The sequence below is a fragment of the Pseudodesulfovibrio sp. S3 genome, assembly GCF_004025585.1.
Classification (GTDB): domain Bacteria; phylum Desulfobacterota; class Desulfovibrionia; order Desulfovibrionales; family Desulfovibrionaceae; genus Pseudodesulfovibrio.
On record NZ_QTZO01000012.1, the window covers coordinates 42,142 to 56,177 of the forward strand.

The following is a 14,036-nucleotide window of genomic DNA, read 5'->3' on the forward strand; positions in this document are numbered from 1 at the left end:
CATGACCCTGTCTTCCACTGAATCGAAAACCATTTATGGCGGCAACGGCTCCACTTCGGCATTTGCCATCCCGTTCATGTTCCTGTGCAATGACGACATCCAGGTGGTGCTCATCAATGTCGAGGATGTCGAATCCGTGCAATTCCAAGGAACCGACTACCAACTCACCGGGGCCGGGGAACAGACCGGAGGGGTGTGCACCATGACCGTGCCGCCTGAAGTCGGACAAACCCTGGTCATCCGTCGTGAACCGGCTATTGTACAGGAAGTGGACTATGTGGAGAACGATGCCTTTCCGGCTGCCACCCACGAGGCCGCCCTGGACAAGTTGACCATGATCTGCCAGACACTGGCCGAAAAACTGGATCGGACCATTTCTTTCCGCGTGTCCTCGGCGGTCACGGGCGTCACCTTGCCCGATCCGAGCGCCGACAAGATGCTGGGATGGGACAGTGCCGGAAACAAGCTGGTGAACCGAAACCTCGTGGCCCTCGGCTCCGTTCCCACTCCCGTTCCCATCAGTCAGGGCGGCACCGACGCGGACAACCCCACCGAAGCCCTGTTCAACCTGGGGTTCGGCTCGGCCGGGCTGACCGTGGCGGGGTGCGAGGAAAACAGCGAGGTCGTTGCCGCCATCGGTGCCCAACCGGCTGATGCGGACATTCTCAAGGCGGATACCGCCGACCTGCTTCGGGCCGTGTATGGAGACGAGGCGCAGGCGCACATCGGCACGGACCTGTCCAACCTGACCGTGGCCCGCAATAATGTCGCATGGACCTTGACCGCGGACAGCGCGTTCAGCGAGGTGGCCCTGCCCTATGACGGCACCTATGTCTTTCACGTCTATCCGGCCGGTAACGCCTTGACCCTTGCCGCCGCGTACAAGACCGACGGCAACCTGCCCGATCCTGATCCCGCTGCCGGAGAAATCCGTATTGCGGTGGAGCAATACAATTCGCGCAAGACCATCGTGAACTTGCAGAACATGGAGGCGTAACCATGCTGACGCCAAAAGAAACCGGCGGGACCGGCGGGGGCGGCGTCTATCCGCTCGATATCCCGTACTCGGCCCTGTGCGAAAGCGGGTACAGCTCCACGGGCGCGGTGGCCAACGACTGCACCATTGCCTTGGGGTTCAAACCCACTGCGGTGGACTCCACCAAAACCCTGTGCGACCCGACGCACCATTACCTTTTGACCATCAAAAAGACCGGCGACACCGTTGAAGTCTGGAAACAGGGCACGCAACTGGCTAATTATACCGGAAGTGTAGGAAGTAATTACGCTGGATTTATTGGTGCGCTGTTGTTGGCCTATGCTGGAACACACCATGGGTACTATAGTAGGCTGGTAATTGCCGAAAGCGGGTTAACACATACTGACTTCTGGCAACAATCCTCCACTGTCCCTGGCCTGTGGGTGCCGAAGTCTATCAGTGGTTTGACCCTGCACATGTTGCTTGACTTTTCCAACGCCGCCGACCTTGGAAACGATACGAGCGGGAACGGGAATCACTGGACCTTGACCAGTGCAACGCAATCCACAGATACGCCGACGAACAATTGTTGCACAATAAACCCCTTATCCTATTCAGGCGGTGGTTACGCAAACGGTAACTTGTCTTGGTGGGTGCCCGCAAACAACCGAGGCTGTCAGGGTTGGTACGGCATGACAACCGGCAAGCACTACTTTGAGTGCCAGCATACTAACGGTAGTTGTATGATTGGAGTTACCCCCTGGCCTAGCGATACTAATCATGTAGCATACCGCCAGCATGGGATCGGGTGGTATTCATATCCGGGCGATTCACGTATTATGCATAGTAATGCAAATACAATAAATCCATATGGTTCCCCTTATTCTCCCGGAGACATTGTACAAGTAGCGGTTGATATGGAGGTGGGTGCTGTATGGTTCGGCGTGAACGGCACATGGCATTATGGAGCCACAGAGGCTGAGATATTGGCCGGAGATACAACCCATGCTGCTGCAACATGGACGCCTGACGGGCGAACCTATTTTCCCGGTGCCGGTATGTATGGCGGCTCTACAGTGGCCTTTGCGTTTGCCGAGAGTGACTTGACGCACACGCCGCCAACCGGGTTCCTGACGCTTGAAGACAGGAACAGGGCGGAGCCGACGCTATTGAACCCGGAAGAGTATTTCACGGTTGCGTCATTTGTCGCGCCTTCTGCTGCCTCGCAAAATATCACGGCGGGCTGGGATGCGGAGAACGAAGACTGGCTTTTGATACTCAAGTCCGTGAGTGGTGGAGCATCAATCTGGATAGACACTATGCGGGGATTGAACAAGGCTTTGTACTGTCCCGGCACAGCCGTAGAATCCACATTGGCAGCCCCATTGACCGTATCGGGTAGCACCATAACCTTGCCGGACAACCTTCTTACGGACGGCCAGGCGTACATGGCCTATATATTCCGCAAATCGGCCACCGCCGGATTTGATATGGTCCAATATACCGGGAATGCCACAGCGGGTCACACCATCCCGCACGGCCTTGGAGCGGTGCCAAAATTCGTTGTTACAAGAGCACGGAACAATGGGCAAAGCTGGATTACGCAGGATGCTTATACCGGGCCGACCAAGTTTATGTATCTTGACGGCGGGGCGGTTGCCGCCACGAATGCGGCTCCTTGGAACAACGTAGCAGCAACATCCACAAACGTGACGCTTGGCAACGCCGCATACACAAACGGCAATACTGTCAATTTCATCATGTATCTTTTTGCCGACGCTGAGCTTTATAAGTTTATTGAGTACCAAGGCAATGCCAATGCAAATGGTGCGTATTTTGATACAGACGGCACGCCTCTTGCCACCATGTTTCATAGAAATACTGCCATAAATAGCAGGTGGTTCATGCACAACCGGGAGCGAAGTCCGGTCAATCCGGTGCAAGAATGGTGGTCTACCCAGGAAATTGCCGTATATACCACCGCGCTGTTTGACCTCCTGTCTACGGGTGAGAAGATGATCAGCACAGATACTTTCTCAAACGGGAACGGACAAGGGCACATAGCAATAGTCGCACGAACTCAGAACAAATACAGAAACGCCATTTAGGAGGCAGTATGTACAGATATCCAGACGGAACAATCAAATTGAACCCGCCGACGAAACTCGAATTTGCGGGCTTCATCCGCAAGTTTGCAGACCTGACCCGCGAACAGCGGGACGGGCTGGGCTACAACGAGGCCGTGCCTGTCGCCCGCGACCCGTTCACCACATACACAACAGAGTGGGCCAAGGGCGCGGATATGATCTACCGCGAAGAGATCACCAGTGCCGTGGTGGACGAAGCGGCCAGGGCCGAGCATGAGGCCGGACAGGTCAGGGCCGAGCGGGATCGGTTGCTTGCCGGGTGCGATTGGACCCAGGTAGCGGACGCGCCCGTGGATCAAACGGCCTGGGCCGCCTATCGCCAAGCCCTGCGCGACGTGCCGGAACAGGAGGGCTTCCCCGGCGCGGTGGAGTGGCCGGGGGTGCCGGAGTAGGGAGGCCGATTGTTCGGGCCCGGTTGAGACGTATTTATTGTCGTCTATTCCAAAGGGGTGTGCTCTCGTCAGGAGATGCACCCCGTTTGCTATTCGGCGGTCAGTCGGATGATCCGTTCCCGAAAGTTCGGATACCGTTCCATCAGCTCGGACCGGCTGGCGTGGGCGTAATCCGCGAATTCGAATCCCGGCGCCACGGTGCAGCCCATGAGAGCGAACGCGCCGCCCGGCACCAGGCGCATTCCCTGCCAGGAATGCCGGGGCACGAGAACCTGCGGTTTGTGCCCGGCCATCAGGTCGTTGCCCAGGGTGATCACCTGGCCGGTTCCGTCCGGGTGGAGTTGGAGCATTTCGCACGGACCGCCTGCATAGAAGTGAAAGATCTCGTCCGATTCGAGGCAGTGCATGTGGGAGAAGGTCTCGGGCGTGAGCAGATAGTAAATGGCGGTCGAGTGGCAGCGGTCAGCCGTATACCGGCCCGGCAGCATGTCCTTGGCAAAGGTTTCGTTTGCGCGGTGCGTTTCCAGAAACCAGCCGCCTTCTTCTGGGTGGGGGACCAGGCCGAGTCTGGTAATGATGTCGCGGGCGGTCGGTGTACTCATGATTCGCTCCCTAACCGTTGTAATGCGGCGGAGGCACGTCCAGGCCGCCGGACTGTTCCATGTCCGCGTCCATGTCCCGGACCTTTTTCGCCAGCCGTTCCACGACCCTGTTCAGGTCGGTGATCTGTTTCTGCTGCTCATAGAGCTGATCGTTCAGCTTTTCCATTGTCCTGTCCTGAAGGGCGACAAGGCTTTCCAGCCGCTCAAGGCGTTTTTCCATGGTTCCCTCCTTGGGGAGTCCAATATGCGCCAAGGGCAAGAGAAAGGCAATAACAGGCTTACGGCCTGTTGGTCAGGTAAACGCCTGAGATGACCATCAGGCCGCCAAGGGCCAGGGAAAGGTGGATGGGTTCGTTCAGAATCACGAAGCCCATGATCACGGCAAAGACCGGCACCATGTTGATGAAGATGCCCGCACGGGACGCGCCGATGATGCTGACGGCGCGGTAATACCAGAAATAGGCCAGGGCCGTTGCCAGGAAGCCGAGGAAGACAACGCAGATCCAGTCCACGGGCCTGGCGCGCAACACGTCGGCAACCAACCCCTCGGACAGGGCGGCGGGCAGGAGCATGAGGGTGCCGGTGAAGCTCGACCAGGCCACGGAGGCCAGGGGCGGCAGGGTTTTCATGACCGAGCGTCCACCCAGGGTGTAGGCGGTCCAACTGACGACACAGCCGAGAATCATGTAGTCGCCCCGGCTGATTCCTCCGGCAAACAGGGCCAGGGGGTTGCCGTCGGCGATGACCACGGACACGCCTATCAGCGAGGTCAGTGCGCCGAGGATGCGCACCGGTCCGAATTTTTCCTTGTAGAACAAGGCCGAAACCACGGCGATGCAGACCGGGATGCAGGCCACGATGAGGGCGGCCCGCCCAGCCGAGGTTGTCTGTAATCCGGTGAAGAAGAAATAGCTGTAGGCGAAAACCCCCGTACCTCCCAGGAAGGTCACCGGAAGTATCTGTCTTCGTTTGAGTCTGGGGAGACGGCCTTCGGCTCGCCAGCACATGATCAACAGGATGATCGAGGCCAGCCCGAAACGCAGGAATGCCGCGGTCATGGGGTGGATGGACTGGGCCAGGATGCGCCCGGCCACCCAGGTGCCGCCCCAGAGCATCATGCTGATGACGAGCAAGGTGTAGGTGTACGAGAGGGATTGCTTCATGGTTGAAAGCTATATATCCGCTCCAGCGACGAGTCCAGACCCCGGAGCCTGTTATTGCCGATGGGGGATATCGGCGACCCTTATGACCTCTGCTTCTTCGTCCCCTCGTACAGTTCATATTCCAGCAAGCGGCATTCGATCTTGGCGTTCCAGAAGATGCGGCGGCTCTTGGTGCGCAGCCCCACGCGCTTGGCCAGATCGCTGTTGCCGGTGAAGATGAAGCCGGTCTTGCCTCCGCACCGCTGCTTGAAGAAGTCCCCGATGGACTTGTAGACCTCTTCGAGTTTGTCCAGGTCGCCGAGGCGCTGGCCGTATTCCGGGTTGAGCATGATCAGGCCCGGCCCGTCCGGGATGTCGGTCTCGGAGAAGTCGCAGACCTCGAATTCGATGAAGTCGCCTACTCCTGCCAATCGGGCATTGTCCCGAGCCGCATCTACGGCCTCGGGATCGTGGTCCGTGGCGATGATCCGGCCCTTGATCTCGGGATTTTCCGCATCTTCGGCCTCGGCCAGCATCCCATCCCAGGTCTCGGGGTCGAATCCGAGTACCTGCATAAAGGCAAAATTGTCGCGCAACAGGCCGGGCGCGCCGTTCATGGCCATGAGCGCGGCCTCGATGGCCAGGGTGCCGGCGCCGCACATGGGCGCAATGAAATGGCTGCCTGTTTTCGCCAGCTCGGGCCAGCCGGAGGCCAGGATGCAGGCTGCGGCCAGGGTCTCCTGCATGGGGGCCGTGTGCGGCCGCTTGCGGTAGCCGCGCCGGGGCAGGGGGTCGCCCGTGGTGTCCAGGTAGATGGTAGCCTGGTTTTCGCGCCAGTGCAGGAACAGGCAGACGCCGTTGGTTTCCGGGCCGGAATCCGGCCGCTCATTGTATTTATCCATGAACCGATCGGCCACGGCATCCTTGACGCGCAGGCCTGCGAACCGGGAGTCGTTGACCGTGGTGTCGCGAATGGAGGCGTCCACCCGGAAATAGCCGTCACGGGCGATAAATTCCTCCCATGGCAGGGCCTTGATCTCGCGGTACAGCTCGTCCGCGTCAAAGGCGCGGAAGCGTTTCAGCTCGAAGAGCACCCGGTGGCCGGTGCGCACCCAGAGGTTGAGGCGCATGCAGTCGTTGAGCGTGCCGTAAGTCTCCACGCCCGCGTCCAGGGCATGGGTTCTGGCAAAGCCCAGTCCCTCAAGCTCTGCCTTGAGGTATTCGGGCATGTCCTTGGGGCAGGTGACCAGGATAGGGGCTTCTTGGGTGAAAATCGTCATAGGGTGTCTCCGGTGGAAACGGCTAGAGCGGACGCAGGTCCCACTGTGCAGCGGGGTCGGTGTCCGGTCGGGAAGGAGGTTCGGGCCTTTGTGGGGCGGATTCTTGTTTCTTGTTGGGCAGGGGGGTGGCAGCCGAGGCGGACAGGGCAAGGAACAGGGCCAGCCCCATGGCAGCGCCCAATGCCGGGCAGTACAGCAGGGGGGTGGACATGCCCTGGGCAAAGATGGCAGCGGCCAGTCCGGCTCCCATGCGTGTCGGCCGTCGCAAGAGCAGGATGAGGAGGCCGGACAGGAAGAGCAACGGCACGATCAATCCCCATCCCAGCAGCAACCGGAGCCAGAAGGACGGAATCTGTTGCAGGTGCACGCCGAACAGGGCCGGCGCTCCGGTGACCGCTTCCCAGATCGAGGTCATCTCGGGCGGAAAGGTCATAGGCAATGCGCGGTCCAGGGGCAGGCCGAAGATCAGGAGCGAGGGGTCCAGTGAAAACATGTTCAATGATTTGGCCCATAGCCAATAATCCACGAATCTGGACAGGTCCGACGGCGTGGCGGGCAGCAGAAAGGTCACCCCGATGAGCAGGAAACAGATCAGGCAGACGCACATGCGTACCACTCTGGACCCTCGGCCAAAGCACAGGAATATCCATCCGGCGGCGAACAGGCCGGTGCGGGACAGGCAGGCCATGATGCCCGCCAGGATCAAGGTGCGCCATATGGGCAAGCCCTGATCAGGCTCGAACAGGCCTCCGTCAGCCTTGCCCGGCCTCAGTCCGGCACACAGGGCCACGAGCAGCAGTCCGGCCAGCACGTTGCTGTCGCCGATCCAGCGCATGGCCGGTACGGCCTGGTGGACAAGGATTTCCACGACGAGATCCAGGATGCACAGGACGCCCAGGGCCGCTCCATATCGCTGGAACGCGGCCCGGTCGGGCAGGCCGAAGGTGACGGCCCATAGCCAGCAGAATCCGAGCATGACGACCGGGGTCAGTTCCGGGGCCATGGAGGCAAAGGTTTCCAGCTGCCGGAGGAGTTCTTTTTGGCGCAGGAACAGGATGGACACCAGCCCCATGAACATGGCGACTTCGAAGAAGAAACGCTTTTTGAGGCGGGCGCCGGACCGCCGGAAGAGAATGGCATGGACAGCGCCGAGTGCGGCCAGAATGACCCATGGCAGAAAGGGCGACCCATCTGTCGGGGGCATGTGTCGGATCAGCACAGTCCCCAGGGGCACGGCCAGATAGGCCACTGCAAGAGGGACAGCCGCCAGTCTGGATGCGGTCGGTGTCGAGGGGTGTGTCTGTTCCATACGCATGGTCATTTACCTCTTTGAGCAACACAGGTAAAGGCGGCTTTACGTCCGTCAAAAATGGTTTCTTCAATTATTTCAGGGCAACTTTTTTTATCGTAGGTCTTTTTTCGGGCCTTTTTTGGTTGTCAAATATTTAAGTTAACTTGATGTAATAACAGACTAAATTTAGCCGTGCCGCAGTGTGCTTTTATAACCTCCCTAAATGTTTTGAAAATATTGTCCGATAGGAATAAATAGTATATGGTAACAATGTGTTGCCAAGCCTGGGGGGGCATGGGTGGACAGTGGTATAATTGCTGGAGTATCCATGAAAAAGGTTACACAGAACTTTTCTGTGAAAGCGGTTCTTGCCTTTTTGGTCATGAGTGTCATGGGTGGGCTGCTTCCCGGTTGCGCCGTTGTCGGACCGCTGTTGAGCCTTGGCGGCATGGCCGGGTTTGCACCGCTCCAATATGCTTCCATAGCCTATACTGTGGGCGAATTTTCCTACGAATACGCTGCCAATGACCATGCGCCGAACGAGGTCATAGAAAACAAAATCGACTCCGTGGTCAGGGGCGAGGCCTTTACGTTGCCTGATTACATGCAGGCTGAACCGGCAGGCCCCGAGGCCCCGGTCATGGTGGCCGAGGCTGATTCGGCTGCCGAGGATCCCGCGCTTTTTGCCGATGCCCGACAGAAAAGGATCGAAAAACTGCTCGGTCACCGTCAGGAACAGTTGGAACGGCTGGAACTTAGGCGCATGGCCTTTCTTCAGGCCCGGTCCAAGGGCGACCACCTGAGCTTGACCCGGACCGCCATGGTCTCAAGCCCGGATCTGTTTCAGGGAGCGGTGGATGAGGTGTCCCTGGATTGAGCGATTTCAGGCCAGTGAGTATTTCAAACCCCGCCTCGCGGGGTTTTTTTGTCATGATCGGTCAGAGCGGCCTTGGATTCGTATTTGCCCATGCCTTGTCTTGGTGATCGTATGCGCCTGTCGGTTTAGCGTCTCGTCATCGTTGATTGCGCCTCTGAACATTCCGGGAATAATTTCAGGAATCCATGTGGGCAGGAGCCTCTTTGCTTGACTGCCTCATGGCGGTGGCCAGGCGGGCGCTGCCCTTGCCCTGTTTCCCGAATCATAAAAACCCGTTGATTGAGCAATTTTGTCCAAGCTTTTCCCTTGTGAGCAGACTATTCCTAGCAGACAGGACAGAGGTTGAATCATGGCCGTAATGCAATCCAATCGTTTCCAATTTGTAAAAGCCGAGAGCGAAATCGGCATGACGGTTCTCAATGCCGTCATGTCGGATTTTTCCTACGCCAAGCATGCGCACCAGGAGCTGGCTCTGGGTGTCACGATCGAGGGTGTCCAGGAGTTTTCCTGCAACGGCAGTTTGTTTCGCAGCCATCCGGGCAACATCATGCTGTTCAACCCCGGTGATGTGCACAACGGCAACCCGGGAAACGAGGATGCCTTGAAGTACACAATGCTTTATCTTGACCCGGACGACATGCTCCGACTCGTGGGCAGTACCGCGGATTCCGGCAGGGCGCAGTTTCGGTTTCTGGAAACGCATTTTGAGGACAGGTGTCTTCAGTCCCTGATCCTGAACATGTCGCATCTTGTTACCGCAACAGGCCGCTCATCCCTTGAATACGAACACTGTCTGTACGAGCTGGCGAAAAGGCTTGCCCAAAGAATGGGCATTTTCAGTCCTGATGCCTGGACCGGTCACAAAGATGTTTTGCTGTTGAGGGCCAAGGACTACATCCATGACAACATAGCAGAGGATATTTCGCTCGCTGATCTCAGCCGGGTGGCAAATATTTCGAAATTCCATTTCATTCGTTTGTTCCGAAGCCAGTTCGGGTTGACTCCCCACAAGTATATCCTCATCCACAAAATCAACAGGGTGAGAGAGGCTCTCGGAACCGGGGCATCCCCTTCCGTGCTTGCACAGGAGTTCGGTTTTTTTGATGCAAGCCACATGAATCGCCACTTCAAGCGGTCATACGGCATCACGCCCAAACAGTACCAACATCAGTTGATGAAATGAGGACCGCCGCATGGTTGGCATTCTACTCTATTGCGTGGCGGTGATGTACACCCCCGGCCCCGTGAATATCCTCAGCCTCAATTGCGGAGTGCAGCGCAGGTTCGCCGCACACATCCCGTTCTGCCTGGGAGTGGCTGTTGCGTTGAGTTTCTGGTTTCTGCTGATGGGCTATGCGGGCAGTGCGGTGGTCGATGAAAAAGCGATGCCTCTCATTACCGCTTTCGGCGTCAGTTTTATCCTGTATCTCGCCTACAGGGTCATCTCCTCGGACGTAGACACCGCTCGGGACGGAAACAACGCTGCCGTCCTCAAATTCAGTGACGGCCTGCTCATGCAATTGCTGAATCCGAAATCGTTTTTGGCCGTCCTGCCCGTGACCGCAGTGCAGTTCCCGGCCGCAGGTATTGGAGGAAGCGGGATCGCGGTCTGGTCCATCGGGCTTGGCCTTCTCGGTTTCGGAGCGCCACTCGCCTACGCCGCCTTTGGCTCGGCAGTGGCCCGACATGTCGAAAACAGCTGTTTTCTCAAGTATTTCAATGTTGTAATGGGCGTGACGCTGGCCGTTGTCGCTTTGGATATGGCGTATCAGCATATATACCTCGCGCTGCGATAGCAGCCCTGCCGAGAGGCTTGCAGGGGACGGGACCTGTGCCCCGGATGCCGTTTATCCCGCCGTGACCGTCAATATTTCTTTCCACACGGTGGTGTATCTCGGAGAGCGCATCTCCCGTTTCATCTTCCATCCCTGCTTTACGCCCGATGCGGCAAAAGAGACCGTGTCCCGGCCCCATCGGGAGTTGAGGCTGTCCACGGCCTGCATGAGCGGCCGGTCATCCGGCCTGTGTGCCGGAGGCAGGGCCAGCAGGTTGAGCCACCGGCCTCGCTCCGGCTCCAGTCCCGAAAGCATGATGCCGCACTTCTTGTATTGGTAGCCGTCACGAAAAATGCGCTCCATGCCGGATGTGGCTGCCCGGATCAGGGTGGGGGTGTGGGCCGTGGCCACGGCCAGGGGGACGGACAGGGCGTTGGAATACTGGGGCTGGCCGAGTTTGAAGGTGTTGGTCTCCAGGGAAATCAGCAGGTTTGAGGTCACCGACCGCTGTCTGCGCAATTTTTCGGCGGCCCTGGTTGTGTACTTTGCCGTGGCTTCCAGTATGTCTTCAAGCCGTGTCACCGGATGGCCGAAGGAACGCGAGGAAACAATGGTCTTCTTGCTTGCCGGGCCGTCCGTCAAACCAAGGCATGGCAAGCCGCGCAATTCAAGCAAGGTGTGCAGTCCGGCAACCGTCATCTTCTTTTGCACCCAGTCCCGTTTCAGCCCGCGAAACTTGAGCGCGTTGTCCACGCCCATCTTGCGGAGCCGTTTGGCGTGGCGCGGTCCGATGCCCCAGATGTCGCCGATTCCGGTCCATTCAAGTACCCGGTCTGGGGCAGGGCTGGTCCCGAAGTCGAAGACGCCCCGGCATCGGGCCTGCTTTTTGGCGAACCGGTTGGCCAGTTTGGCCAGGGTCTTGGTCGGGCCGATGCCCACTGACACCGGGATGCCGGTCCAGGCCTGGACCGTGGCCCGCAACCGGCGCCCGAAAGCCTCGGCCCCGCCCGGTACGCCGGTCAGGTCACAGAAAGCCTCGTCAATGGAATAGACCTCCACGCCCGGACAGAATCGCGACAGCACCCGCATGACCCGAGCGGACATGTCCCCGTACAAGGCGTAGTTGGACGAAAATACGGCCACCCCATGCCGTTCCAGCATGGACCGGCATTTGAAATACGGCGCTCCCATGGGCACGCCCACCCCTTTGGCCTCGTCCGAACGTGCGATCACGCACCCGTCGTTGTTGGATAACACCACCACGGGCCGCCCCACCAACTCCGGTCGAAACGCCCGTTCACACGAAGCATAAAAATTGTTGCAGTCCATCAATGCATAACTGTTCGGCATAGGTTCCCCCCCCTGGACTCCCCCTCCAGAACTTTTTGTCACCGCTTCGCGGGGCCTGGCAATCAAGACGGGTTTCGTCTGGTACCCAAGCAACCTCTCTTTCCGGCCTTACAAAGCAAATGGAAAGCCGCTTAAACCTTATGGACCACATGCAAGACCACGCCCCAGACCTGAAACTCCGTCTCCTCGGAGAGGGGGATCGGGGTGAAGTCCGGATTTTCCGGGGCCAGTTCCAGCCCTGTGGGCGTCTTCCTGAGTCGTTTCACCGTGAACTCGCCGTCCACCAGGGCGATGATCACGTTTCCCGGCCGCGGGGTCTGGGACCGGTCCACCACGAGGATGTCGCCGTGGTGGATGGATGCCCCGATCATGGAGTCGCCGGACACGCGCACGAAAAATGTCGCTTCCGGGCGGGGCACCAGATATTCGTTCAGGTCCAGGGTCTTTTCCAGATATTCTTCGGCCGGGGAGGGGAAACCGGCGGCCACGCTTTCGCCGGCCAGGCCGAGCTGTAACCGCATCCGGTAATCAAACCGCGATACCTGACCGACCCAGACCCCGGTCAGGCTGTCCGGATATGTATACAAGGGCATGTGTGCTCCGTTTTTTTTGTTAAGCTTAGAAAAACATTTTGCTGTCAAACAGTCTGTTTGTCAAGGTTTGATTGACATCGGTGTTGCGTCAATCGGGTCGAGAGAAAATGCGCTCTCACCGGTGAGTTGTTGACGATTGTGTGCGGCCCACTTGCAATTAACAGTGAAGTCATGCAGGTTTTTTCAGTATGCCAAGAATTGGGGTTTTAGGGCGACTGAAACAACGTCTACCTCTGGAGGAACCATGAAAAGACGTGATTTTTTGAGCAAAGCCGCCATTGCCGGTCTCGCGGGCGGCACTGCGTTGCTTGTAGGCTGTCAGGGCGAGGACAAACCTGCCAATCAGGCTGCCGCACCGGTGCAGGTCAAGAAAACCGTCACTTGGAAAATGGTCACCACATGGCCGCCCAAGTTGCCCATCTTGCAGACCGGCGCAGAAAATTTTGCCAAAAAAGTGGAGGCCCTGTCTGACGGCGAGATGGTCATTCAGGTCTACGCCGCCAATGAACTTGTCCCTGCACTGGGCGTGTTCGACGCTGTTTCCGCAGGCACGGCTGAGTGCGGTTCCGGTTCAGCCTATTACTGGGCTGGCAAGGACCCGGCATGCCAGTGGTTTTCCGCAGTTCCCTTTGGCCTGAACGCGCAGGGTCTGAATGCTTGGTTCTATTCCGGCGGCGGCCTCGACTTGTGGGACGAAGTCTATGGGCAGTTCAACCTGATCGGCCGCCCCATGGGCAACACCGGTGTCCAGATGGGCGGTTGGTTCAACAAGGAAATCAACGACATCAAGGATTTTGAAGGCCTCAAGATGCGCATCCCCGGCCTGGGCGGCAAGGTCATTGCCAAGGCTGGCGGCACCGTGGTCCTGTTGGCCGGCGGCGAAATATACACTTCCCTTGAGCGCGGCGTCATCGACGCCACCGAATGGGTCGGTCCCCTGCATGACCTGCGCATGGGCTTCTACCAGGCCGCCAAGTATTATTATTACCCTGGGTGGCACGAGCCTGGAACCTGCCTGGACGCCATGTTCAACAGGGATAAGTTCATGGCCCTGCCCAAGCGCCTCCAGGCCGTCCTCAAGACAGCCGCTGCCGAGACCAACCTTGAATCCCTGTGCGAATTCGAGGCCCGCAACGGTGCAGCCCTGGAAGAACTGGTCACCAAGCACAACGTGCAGCTCAAGCGCTTCCAGGAAAATATCCTGGCCGACCTGCGCGTCATGGCACGAGAGGTCATTGCCGAAGAGGCGGCCAAGTCCCCGCTGGCCACCAAGGTCGCTGCCGGTTTCGACACGTTCCAGAAGCAATGGGGAGCCTGGTCCGACGTGTCCTCGCGTGCCTATTTCGACACCATAGCCGAACGCTACATCAAGTAGTCCGGCGCCTTGGCGCAAAAACAAGGCGCGGCTGAAGAGGCCACGCCTTTTTTTGCGCCTCGCGCCGGAGTGCCGGCTTGCGATAGCGGGCCATCTGCACATTTTCCGGGTGCCTCCCAATCCTCAGCGTAGCTGGGCTACGCCTCCGGTTGGGAGGCACCCGGAAAATGCACATCTGACCCACTCTTGCAAGCCTCGGTGCGTCGGAGAGCCGCTGTTTGCAGCCTTTGGCGGCA

Annotated in this window: 14 protein-coding genes; 7 read left to right on the forward strand and 7 right to left on the reverse strand. The window is 58.5% G+C overall.

From position 1 onward, the window contains the following. Position 1: 1 nt before the first annotated feature. The 3 genes from DWB63_RS12810 to DWB63_RS12820 are packed head-to-tail and all read left to right on the forward strand — an operon-like array spanning position 2 to position 3,515. A complete protein-coding gene (locus DWB63_RS12810; RefSeq protein ID WP_128329242.1) occupies positions 2–997 on the forward strand; it encodes a hypothetical protein in 996 nt (331 codons plus the stop codon). 2 nt (positions 998–999) lie between these two features. Further along, positions 1,000–3,084: an SPRY domain-containing protein gene (locus DWB63_RS12815; RefSeq protein WP_128329243.1), complete on the forward strand. Its 2,085-nt coding sequence runs from the start codon at positions 1,000–1,002 to the stop codon at positions 3,082–3,084. An 8-nt stretch (positions 3,085–3,092) separates the two neighbouring features. Continuing rightward, positions 3,093–3,515: a tail fiber assembly protein gene (locus tag DWB63_RS12820; protein WP_128329244.1), complete on the forward strand. Its 423-nt coding sequence runs from the start codon at positions 3,093–3,095 to the stop codon at positions 3,513–3,515. A gap of 89 nt (positions 3,516–3,604) precedes the next feature. Here the strand turns inward: DWB63_RS12820 and DWB63_RS12825 are convergent, their stop codons facing one another. The 5 genes from DWB63_RS12825 to DWB63_RS12845 all read right to left on the reverse strand — a co-directional run bounded on the left by DWB63_RS12825 (position 3,605) and on the right by DWB63_RS12845 (position 7,848). Next, complete coding sequence (locus DWB63_RS12825) at positions 3,605–4,117, reverse strand: cupin domain-containing protein (RefSeq protein WP_128329245.1); 513 nt, start codon at positions 4,115–4,117, stop codon at positions 3,605–3,607. 10 nt (positions 4,118–4,127) lie between these two features. After that, on the reverse strand, positions 4,128–4,337 hold the full coding sequence (locus tag DWB63_RS12830; RefSeq protein ID WP_128329246.1) for a SlyX family protein: 210 nt from the start codon (positions 4,335–4,337) through the stop codon (positions 4,128–4,130). Between the two features lie 58 nt (positions 4,338–4,395). Continuing rightward, positions 4,396–5,280: a DMT family transporter gene (locus DWB63_RS12835; RefSeq protein ID WP_128329247.1), complete on the reverse strand. Its 885-nt coding sequence runs from the start codon at positions 5,278–5,280 to the stop codon at positions 4,396–4,398. Positions 5,281–5,360: 80 nt separating this feature from the next. Continuing rightward, the gene (locus tag DWB63_RS12840) at positions 5,361–6,539 is read right to left on the reverse strand and encodes a THUMP domain-containing protein (RefSeq protein WP_128329248.1); all 1,179 of its coding nucleotides are present in this window, start codon (positions 6,537–6,539) and stop codon (positions 5,361–5,363) included. Positions 6,540–6,561: 22 nt separating this feature from the next. Further along, positions 6,562–7,848 carry a hypothetical protein gene (locus DWB63_RS12845; protein ID WP_164879888.1) on the reverse strand — a complete coding sequence of 429 codons (1,287 nt, stop codon included), beginning with the start codon at positions 7,846–7,848 and terminating at the stop codon, positions 6,562–6,564. 310 nt (positions 7,849–8,158) lie between these two features. Here DWB63_RS12845 and DWB63_RS12850 point away from each other — a divergent pair, with 310 nt between their 5' ends. The 3 genes from DWB63_RS12850 to DWB63_RS12860 all read left to right on the forward strand — a co-directional run bounded on the left by DWB63_RS12850 (position 8,159) and on the right by DWB63_RS12860 (position 10,503). Beyond that, positions 8,159–8,707: a hypothetical protein gene (locus DWB63_RS12850; RefSeq protein WP_128329250.1), complete on the forward strand. Its 549-nt coding sequence runs from the start codon at positions 8,159–8,161 to the stop codon at positions 8,705–8,707. A 349-nt stretch (positions 8,708–9,056) separates the two neighbouring features. Continuing rightward, positions 9,057–9,890 carry an AraC family transcriptional regulator gene (locus DWB63_RS12855; RefSeq protein ID WP_241648844.1) on the forward strand — a complete coding sequence of 278 codons (834 nt, stop codon included), beginning with the start codon at positions 9,057–9,059 and terminating at the stop codon, positions 9,888–9,890. Positions 9,891–9,900: 10 nt separating this feature from the next. Continuing rightward, the gene (locus DWB63_RS12860) at positions 9,901–10,503 is read left to right on the forward strand and encodes a LysE family translocator (protein ID WP_128329251.1); all 603 of its coding nucleotides are present in this window, start codon (positions 9,901–9,903) and stop codon (positions 10,501–10,503) included. 51 nt (positions 10,504–10,554) lie between these two features. Here DWB63_RS12860 and DWB63_RS12865 read toward each other — a convergent pair whose 3' ends face one another. Continuing rightward, complete coding sequence (locus DWB63_RS12865; RefSeq protein ID WP_128329252.1) at positions 10,555–11,832, reverse strand: Y-family DNA polymerase; 1,278 nt, start codon at positions 11,830–11,832, stop codon at positions 10,555–10,557. A 131-nt stretch (positions 11,833–11,963) separates the two neighbouring features. Next, positions 11,964–12,425: a translesion error-prone DNA polymerase V autoproteolytic subunit gene (umuD, locus tag DWB63_RS12870; protein WP_128329253.1), complete on the reverse strand. Its 462-nt coding sequence runs from the start codon at positions 12,423–12,425 to the stop codon at positions 11,964–11,966. Between the two features lie 244 nt (positions 12,426–12,669). Between umuD and DWB63_RS12875 the strand changes: the two genes are divergently transcribed. Then, a complete protein-coding gene (locus tag DWB63_RS12875) occupies positions 12,670–13,800 on the forward strand; it encodes a TRAP transporter substrate-binding protein (protein ID WP_128329254.1) in 1,131 nt (376 codons plus the stop codon). Positions 13,801–14,036 lie beyond the last annotated feature (236 nt).

Excerpts from the sequence above, each read along its gene's own strand:
- DWB63_RS12810 (WP_128329242.1), top strand. The coding sequence starts at position 2 with ATGACCCTGTCTTCCACTGAATCGAAAACCATTTATGGCGGCAACGGC.
- DWB63_RS12815 (WP_128329243.1), top strand. The coding sequence starts at position 1,000 with ATGCTGACGCCAAAAGAAACCGGCGGGACCGGCGGGGGCGGCGTCTAT.
- DWB63_RS12820 (WP_128329244.1), top strand. The coding sequence starts at position 3,093 with ATGTACAGATATCCAGACGGAACAATCAAATTGAACCCGCCGACGAAA.
- DWB63_RS12825 (WP_128329245.1), bottom strand. The coding sequence starts at position 4,117 with ATGAGTACACCGACCGCCCGCGACATCATTACCAGACTCGGCCTGGTC.
- DWB63_RS12830 (WP_128329246.1), bottom strand. The coding sequence starts at position 4,337 with ATGGAAAAACGCCTTGAGCGGCTGGAAAGCCTTGTCGCCCTTCAGGAC.
- DWB63_RS12835 (WP_128329247.1), bottom strand. The coding sequence starts at position 5,280 with ATGAAGCAATCCCTCTCGTACACCTACACCTTGCTCGTCATCAGCATG.
- DWB63_RS12840 (WP_128329248.1), bottom strand. The coding sequence starts at position 6,539 with ATGACGATTTTCACCCAAGAAGCCCCTATCCTGGTCACCTGCCCCAAG.
- DWB63_RS12845 (WP_164879888.1), bottom strand. The coding sequence starts at position 7,848 with ATGGAACAGACACACCCCTCGACACCGACCGCATCCAGACTGGCGGCT.
- DWB63_RS12850 (WP_128329250.1), top strand. The coding sequence starts at position 8,159 with ATGAAAAAGGTTACACAGAACTTTTCTGTGAAAGCGGTTCTTGCCTTT.
- DWB63_RS12855 (WP_241648844.1), top strand. The coding sequence starts at position 9,057 with ATGGCCGTAATGCAATCCAATCGTTTCCAATTTGTAAAAGCCGAGAGC.
- DWB63_RS12860 (WP_128329251.1), top strand. The coding sequence starts at position 9,901 with ATGGTTGGCATTCTACTCTATTGCGTGGCGGTGATGTACACCCCCGGC.
- DWB63_RS12865 (WP_128329252.1), bottom strand. The coding sequence starts at position 11,832 with ATGCCGAACAGTTATGCATTGATGGACTGCAACAATTTTTATGCTTCG.
- umuD (WP_128329253.1), bottom strand. The coding sequence starts at position 12,425 with ATGCCCTTGTATACATATCCGGACAGCCTGACCGGGGTCTGGGTCGGT.
- DWB63_RS12875 (WP_128329254.1), top strand. The coding sequence starts at position 12,670 with ATGAAAAGACGTGATTTTTTGAGCAAAGCCGCCATTGCCGGTCTCGCG.